We start from the raw sequence: 5,965 nt of genomic DNA, 5'->3' as shown, positions 1-5,965 counted from the left end.
CCCGCCATCTCGCTCCGACGCATCATCTGCGCTGGTCGTGGTGGCGACGCCTCAGCCAGACCCGAGCCCGCCGCAGCCACTACAAACGCCGAGGCCACACCCCATAACTGTGATTGCAGTACTAGCCGCAAGTCCCGCCGTCACCCCCGCTCGGCGCGCCTGGCGGTGACGGGCGGTTCGACTCAATGGCGGGTAAGTGCACTCGTGGGGGCAGCGGCACGAACGCGGACGAGGCGGCTGAGCTGGTCGGGCAGATCGAGGCGCAGCTCGGCCTGCTGGACTGTCCTGCGGTGGAGTTGCCGTACCGGGACCTGGCCTTCGGCCGGACGAACATGAGCTGATTGGCTGCTGCCAGAGGCGGGCAGGCGACATGATCGGGCCATGAGCGAGATCGTCTTAATGTCTGACCCGAAGGTCGCGGCCCTGCCTGTCCGGGAGTGCGGTGAGCCGCTCGTGGACGTCCGCCGAGACAGCCACCTGTTGGTCGATGGGCGGAAGCAGGACTCCGATGGTGCGTTTGCCTACTTGCGTGAGGGGGTGCTCAACCGGCTTGTCAGGGCGCAGGAGTTGCTGCCTTCGGGCTTGCGGTTGTTGTTCGTCGAGGGGTATCGGCCTCCGGCCCTTCAGCGTCGCTACTTCGACGAATACGCGGCCGAACTGCGTGCCGAACATCCACGATGGTTGGCCGATCAGGTCCACGGCGCGGCGAGTCGCTATGTCTCTCCCCCGGAGATTGCGCCGCATAGTGCCGGGGCAGCAGTTGACCTGACCCTTGTCGATGCCGATGGCCATGAACTCGACATGGGCACCCGCATGAACGCGAGCCCGGAGGAGAGCGCGGGTGCCTGTTACACAGGGGCTGACAACATCAGCGCCGAGGCCCGCTCTCATCGGGCTGTGCTGAGCGCCGCGCTCACTGCTGCGGGGTTGGTCAATTACCCCACAGAGTGGTGGCACTGGTCATACGGAGACCGCTACTGGGCTCTGGCAACCAGGGCGGAAGCCGCCGACTACGGACCTACGGACCTGAGCCGATGACTGCCATTCTGAACGCGGAGGCGACTGTCACGACTCCGGCCTTGAAGCTGCGGCCATGGGAGGCCAAGGACGTGGACGCTCTTGTGGCGGCCCACCGTGACCCGGAAATGTGCCGCTGGCTGACCACCACGGTGACAAGCATTGCGGGCGCCCGCCGATGGATTCACGAGCAGAGCCAAGATTGGTCCACCGGCAGACGGTTTAGCTTTGCCGTGCTGGAGCACGAGTCAGAGCAAAAAGGCATCAACTTGCCGATAGGGCACGTGGTGGTCAAGCCATTGATCGGCTCTGATGACCCTGCGGCAGAGGTGGGTTATTGGATTTCGGCAGTGGCCAGGGGGCGGGGAATAGCGCCACGAGCCCTGGACGTTGTGTCGCGTTGGGCACTCGGTCCGAGGAGCCCGCTACTGCTCGAACGGCTCGACCTCATCCATGCCGTGGGCAACCGCGCTTCATGCCGCGTGGCAGAGAAGAGCAATTACCTACTGAGTTCTGTACTGCCTCCCCAGCCACCCGACTTTCCTTCTGAAGGGCACCTCCACGTCCGGATGGACAGCGCACCCTGCGCGGTGCCCCAGCCAGGAGGGAGCTGACACGTCGTCGTCGGTTGCTGCCGCGGTGGTCGTCCAGTCCGACTGTGTCCTGCTGGTCCGCCGTACAGGCGTGGAGGGCGCTCTGCTGTGGGAGCTCCCGCGGGCAAGGTCGAGCTGGGCGAGTCGCCTGAACGGGCTGCGGTGCGGGAGGCGTTGGAGGAGAAGGGCGCGGCCGGCGGTCGCGGGTACTGCTGCGGCCCTGCGGTTTGGTTGTCCGCAGGGCCGCTTGTGGGAGGGCGAGTTAGTCCTCGTCCTGGTCCTGCTGGTGGTTCTGGTCCTGGTCGTGGTGCTGGTTCTGGTTTTGCTGGTGGTTCTGCTGATGGTTCTGGTTCTGCTGGTGGTGGCGGTTCTGGTCCTGGTCTTCCTGCTGGTGGTGCTCACGGAACTCGTGGCGCTCGAAGAAGTTGCCGTTGATGCAGTGGTTGCCGAAGGCCGGGTTCAGAATGCCGACGACGTCGATGGTGTTGCCACAGATGTTGATCGGGATGTTGATCGGCAGTTGGATGACGTTGCCGGACAGGACGCCTGGGGAGCCGATCGCGGCGGCCGTAGCGTCTGCGTCGGCTGAGGCTACTCCGGCTGCGCCGGTGACGGCCATGCCAGTTGCGGCGGTTACGACGAGGGCTTTCGCGATACGCGACATGCTCTCTTGTCCTTTCATGCATGGAGATCAGCGGATCCGCTGCCTACCGATGAGCCACGGCAGGCACCTGATCAACGGGCACGTGTCCTATTTGTCGCGCAATGCCGCTCGGACAGGCGAACGTTTGGGAGCCAAGCGGATGAACCATTCCCCGCGTGCCGTACTGCTCCGTTGCCAGCGTCGTTAGCGGTGTGCGATATGGAAGTGCTCTCCTCTTCATGCGAGGACACGCGCGACCGGTCCGTCCCCTCGGGGGCGGACCGGTCGTCTCATTCGGGCGCTGGAAGCTGTGGGCCGGTGCATCCGGCGACGATTCGGTGACTTGTGTACGCGGCCTGCCGGGCGGTGTCGGGTACGGCCCGGGTGGCGTCGCCGCGGGGGGTGGCGGAGGTGGCCTGGGCCGGCCGCGCCAGGCTCTCCGAGCTGATCCCCGGCGGTGTGTACGGGCCGGTCTAAGCGTACTTCGATGGGGTGCTGCCGTGATGGCCGGAGGGGTGTCAACGCTCCCTGGATTTCGGCCCTGAGCACTCCAGGAGCCGCGCGGCGCGGATCGCCAAGCGCGGAAAGCCAACTGTCGTCCCTGACCGGCTCTAAACGGGATGGGAACTCCTCAAGCTTGCGTGCGTACAGGTCCAGCCAGCGGTGCACCGAAAGTGCCTGTCCGCGGGCAGCGAGATCCTCAACGGTCATCGGCGCGTGATTGGTGAGCCGTCCAAGCCGCTCGGGCCCCGAATCGTGCAGTCGCTCAAGCGCCTCGTCCAGAGTCCCTGTCGTATCCATGGCATGGACAGTAGGCAGGACGCCACGGCGGCGTAACGGGCTGGAGACGTAAGCCCGATCTAGGACCTCCGACCCTGTGCCGTTCGGAAACCCATCGTTGCTGCTCGAAGGCGGTCTGGCGCGCCACGAAGGTCTGCTGGAACTCTGTCTGGGTGGTCGTCTCATTGGTGTACCAGGTGGCTCGGAAGCTGCTCGGGGTTCCCGAATTGCTGCTGCGTCGGGAAGTGGCCAAGGACGCAGAACTGCTCGTGTTGCGGCATGAGAACGCGGTGCTGCGCAGACAGCTCACGCGCTCCGTCCGGTACGAGCCTACGGATCGATTGTGGTTTGCGGCGCTGTCCTCGCTGATTCCCCGGCGCCGGTGGGCGCAGGTGTTTCCGGTGACGCCCGCGACACTGCTCGCATGGCACCGCAGACTGATCGCGCGTAAGTGGGACTACAGTCAGCGCCGGAGCAGGCCTGGGAGACCGTCGACCTCGAGTGCGGTGAAAGGGCTGGTACTGCGGCTGGCCAAAGAGAATCCGCGCTGGGGTTGCCGTCGGATCCAGGGCGAACTTGCCCGGCTCGGACACCCGGTCGGCTCGACAACGGTCTGGGAGATCCTCACGGCGGCGGGCATCGATCCAGCCCCACGTCGTGGAGGACCGACGTGGCGCGAGCTCCTGACCGCGCAAGCCGAGAGCCTCATTGCCTGCGACTTTGTACACATCGATCTGGTCGACCTGCGCCGGGTGTACGCGCTGGTGTTCCTCGAGCACGGCACACGCCAACTGCACATGGCCGGGGTGACAGCGCATCCAACCGGATCCTGGACGGTGCAGCAGGCACGAAACCTTGCCGTCGAGATGGGTGTGTGGGTCGACTCGCTGCGTTTCCTGGTCCGCGACCGGGACGCGAAGTACACCGAGTCCTTCGACGCGGTCTTCGCGGCCGACGGCATCGAGGCTGTGAGGACCGCGGTGCGGGCTCCTCGGATGAACGCGCACTGCGAACGGGTCATCGGAACCCTGCGGCGCGAGGTTTTGGACCATCTGTTGATCTGGAACGAGACCCACGCCCGGCAGGTCTTTGATGCCTATGCCCGGCACTACAACCGTCATCGCCCGCACCAGGCTCGAGCGCAGCTTCCGCCCCTCGCTCAGGAGCACCCGACGCCTGTGACCGACCTGTCCGCTCACCGGCTCCTACGAACTCGGCTGCTTGGCGGCGCCATCAACGAGTACAGGTACACGGCTTGAGCAGCGGCGACGAGTTTCCGAACGGCACAAGGGGCGGTGATGCCGTTGTGGAGTGCTACGGGCGATCGGATGGTTTTGATGCAGAGCGCTGCGGTGCCAGAGAGCGTGCGGCAGCCGCACTCTAGAGGAGCTCGAAGTGTCCGAATCGGGAGGACGTCACTGCGTGGAAGTGGCGGGTGTCGAGGGTTGCGACCTTGGGGGTGCCCAGGCGCTCGGCCGCTGTCATGACGGAGGCGTCGGTGACGCCGAGGGGGAAGTCCCGGTAGCGGCTGACGAGTTCGGCGATCCGGGGCCAGTCCTCGTCTTCCACGGGCTCGACTCGGAAGTTTCCCGCGATGATGTCGTCGATGAGGGCGAGTTCGGCCTCGGCAGCCTTCTTCGCGCCGACAGCGCGTTTGACGCGGGTGTTGATGAAGTAGGAGACCTCGGCCAGAACGAGCTGGGGAATCACGAGTTCGCCCTCGAAGCTCTCCAGGAGGGCGATCGAGCGGTCGTGGTCAGGATCGTCCGCGGAAAGGTAGGCGAAAACGGGACCTGCGTCGACGATGAGCGTCACGCGACGTCGTCCGCTTCCCCACGCATGTAGGCCTTCAGGTCGCGGGCCTGCGGTGCGCTGCTGCCAGCGTGCAGTACGCCCTTGCCGCGGAGGGTGCGGGCAGGGCGCGGGGTGACGAGCTTGGCCAGCTCTTTGGTAACCAGCTCGTCGACGGTGATGCCCTGCGCTGCCGCGAGCTGGCGCAGGCGGGCCTCAAGATCCTCGGGCACCTGAATCGACATAGGGCCAGAATACCGTGAGTCGCGGGCCCAGCATGGTGGCTGCAGCGATCGAACCGGCACGGTGCCTCCGCTGTGATGGCGGTATGTCCTTCGGCGGCCCGGTACGGCCGCGTACCCCACGAGGGAGACGGCTACGGTGCGATACGGGTCGCTACGGAGAGTGGTGCACCCGACTGGGGGTCAAGGGGTCGCAGGTTCAAATCCTGTCGTCCCGACTTGCGAAACCGCAGGTCGAAGGCCGTTTCCGTGAGCAACGGAAGCGGCCTTTGTCGTGTTTGCGGTGGTAGCGGATGGGGAGCCCTCTGGGAGCGCTCTTGCTCCCAGCCTCAAGTGGTGCCAATCGGGGGCCATTTGTCCGTCGCCCGGTCGGGTGGATGTGGGGCGCGGTACGGGGACGTTGCGCGCCGTCGTCAACCGGTGGGCGGCGAGGTCACCCGGGATGATGTTGATGTAGCGGGCATCGAGAGGCCTAAATGCCCCTTGGCGGGTTCTGGCCGACCTTTGGTCAAGGGAGCGGGGGGAGACGCTCCCCATAGGACGGGGGTGGCGGGGCGGCTCCAGTGGTCTCTACTCCCTGATTTCGCTGGTCAGCCCTCCTTGCCTGCCTTCGCTGAGGTGCTCGCCATCCCGTAAAGCCGGGGCAATGCCCCTTGGCGCCGCCCCGCAGACGGGGCACTCCCAGGGCGGGCGTGCAGTACGGCACCGCTGCGCGCGGTACCCGGTCCTTCGGTTGGCCATGGGACGCCCAATTGGACACGTCCCCGGAACGTTGTAGGTGCCAAGAACCGCGTCCGCGCTGGTCACGCCGTATGTTGGTACTCGTGCAGGATGCCGCCGAGGCGGTCGCGTCGGTGGACGTCGAGGTGGGTGAGCCGGTGGGGTTCGGTGATCGGTTC

Annotated in this window: 7 protein-coding genes and 2 pseudogenes; 5 read left to right on the top strand and 4 right to left on the bottom strand. The window is 65.9% G+C overall.

Annotated features, from left to right (window positions below):
- The first annotated feature begins 185 nt into the window (after positions 1-185).
- The 4 genes and pseudogenes from P3G67_RS35555 to P3G67_RS36295 form a co-directional block, all read left to right on the top strand.
- Positions 186-341: a hypothetical protein gene (locus P3G67_RS35555; protein ID WP_276097207.1), complete on the top strand. Its 156-nt coding sequence runs from the start codon at positions 186-188 to the stop codon at positions 339-341.
- 40 nt (positions 342-381) lie between these two features.
- Entirely contained in the window at positions 382-1,038 is a 657-nt protein-coding gene (locus P3G67_RS35550; protein ID WP_276097206.1) for a M15 family metallopeptidase, read from the top strand.
- A complete protein-coding gene (locus P3G67_RS35545) occupies positions 1,035-1,631 on the top strand; it encodes a GNAT family N-acetyltransferase (RefSeq protein ID WP_276097205.1) in 597 nt (198 codons plus the stop codon). The genes P3G67_RS35550 and P3G67_RS35545 overlap by 4 nt, the downstream gene beginning before the upstream one ends.
- 87 nt (positions 1,632-1,718) lie before the next feature.
- Positions 1,719-1,790 (top strand): annotated as a pseudogene (locus P3G67_RS36295) (NUDIX domain-containing protein); the annotation flags it as partial.
- 82 nt (positions 1,791-1,872) lie between these two features.
- Here the strand turns inward: P3G67_RS36295 and P3G67_RS35925 are convergent.
- Both P3G67_RS35925 and P3G67_RS35535 read right to left on the bottom strand, forming a co-directional pair.
- Positions 1,873-2,274 carry a chaplin gene (locus tag P3G67_RS35925; protein ID WP_313881946.1) on the bottom strand — a complete coding sequence of 134 codons (402 nt, stop codon included), beginning with the start codon at positions 2,272-2,274 and terminating at the stop codon, positions 1,873-1,875.
- Positions 2,275-2,808: 534 nt separating this feature from the next.
- Positions 2,809-3,054, bottom strand: a pseudogene (locus P3G67_RS35535) (questin oxidase family protein); the annotation flags it as partial.
- Between the two features lie 152 nt (positions 3,055-3,206).
- On the opposite strand from P3G67_RS35535, the gene P3G67_RS35530 reads away from it, so the two are divergent.
- Positions 3,207-4,292: an integrase core domain-containing protein gene (locus P3G67_RS35530; protein WP_276097204.1), complete on the top strand. Its 1,086-nt coding sequence runs from the start codon at positions 3,207-3,209 to the stop codon at positions 4,290-4,292.
- 121 nt (positions 4,293-4,413) lie between these two features.
- Here P3G67_RS35530 and P3G67_RS35525 read toward each other — a convergent pair whose 3' ends face one another.
- Together P3G67_RS35525 and P3G67_RS35520 are read right to left on the bottom strand one after the other, a co-directional pair.
- Entirely contained in the window at positions 4,414-4,848 is a 435-nt protein-coding gene (locus tag P3G67_RS35525) for a type II toxin-antitoxin system VapC family toxin (protein WP_276097203.1), read from the bottom strand.
- Complete coding sequence (locus tag P3G67_RS35520) at positions 4,845-5,069, bottom strand: hypothetical protein (protein ID WP_276097202.1); 225 nt, start codon at positions 5,067-5,069, stop codon at positions 4,845-4,847. Before P3G67_RS35520 ends, P3G67_RS35525 begins: the two co-directional genes overlap by 4 nt.
- Positions 5,070-5,965: the final 896 nt, after the last annotated feature.

The sequence above is a fragment of the Streptomyces silvisoli genome (genome assembly GCF_029269905.1).
GTDB classification, from domain to species: domain Bacteria; phylum Actinomycetota; class Actinomycetes; order Streptomycetales; family Streptomycetaceae; genus Streptantibioticus_A; species Streptantibioticus_A silvisoli_A.
Note: the sequence above shows the minus strand (reverse complement) of the source record. Positions and strands in the feature narration are given on the sequence as shown.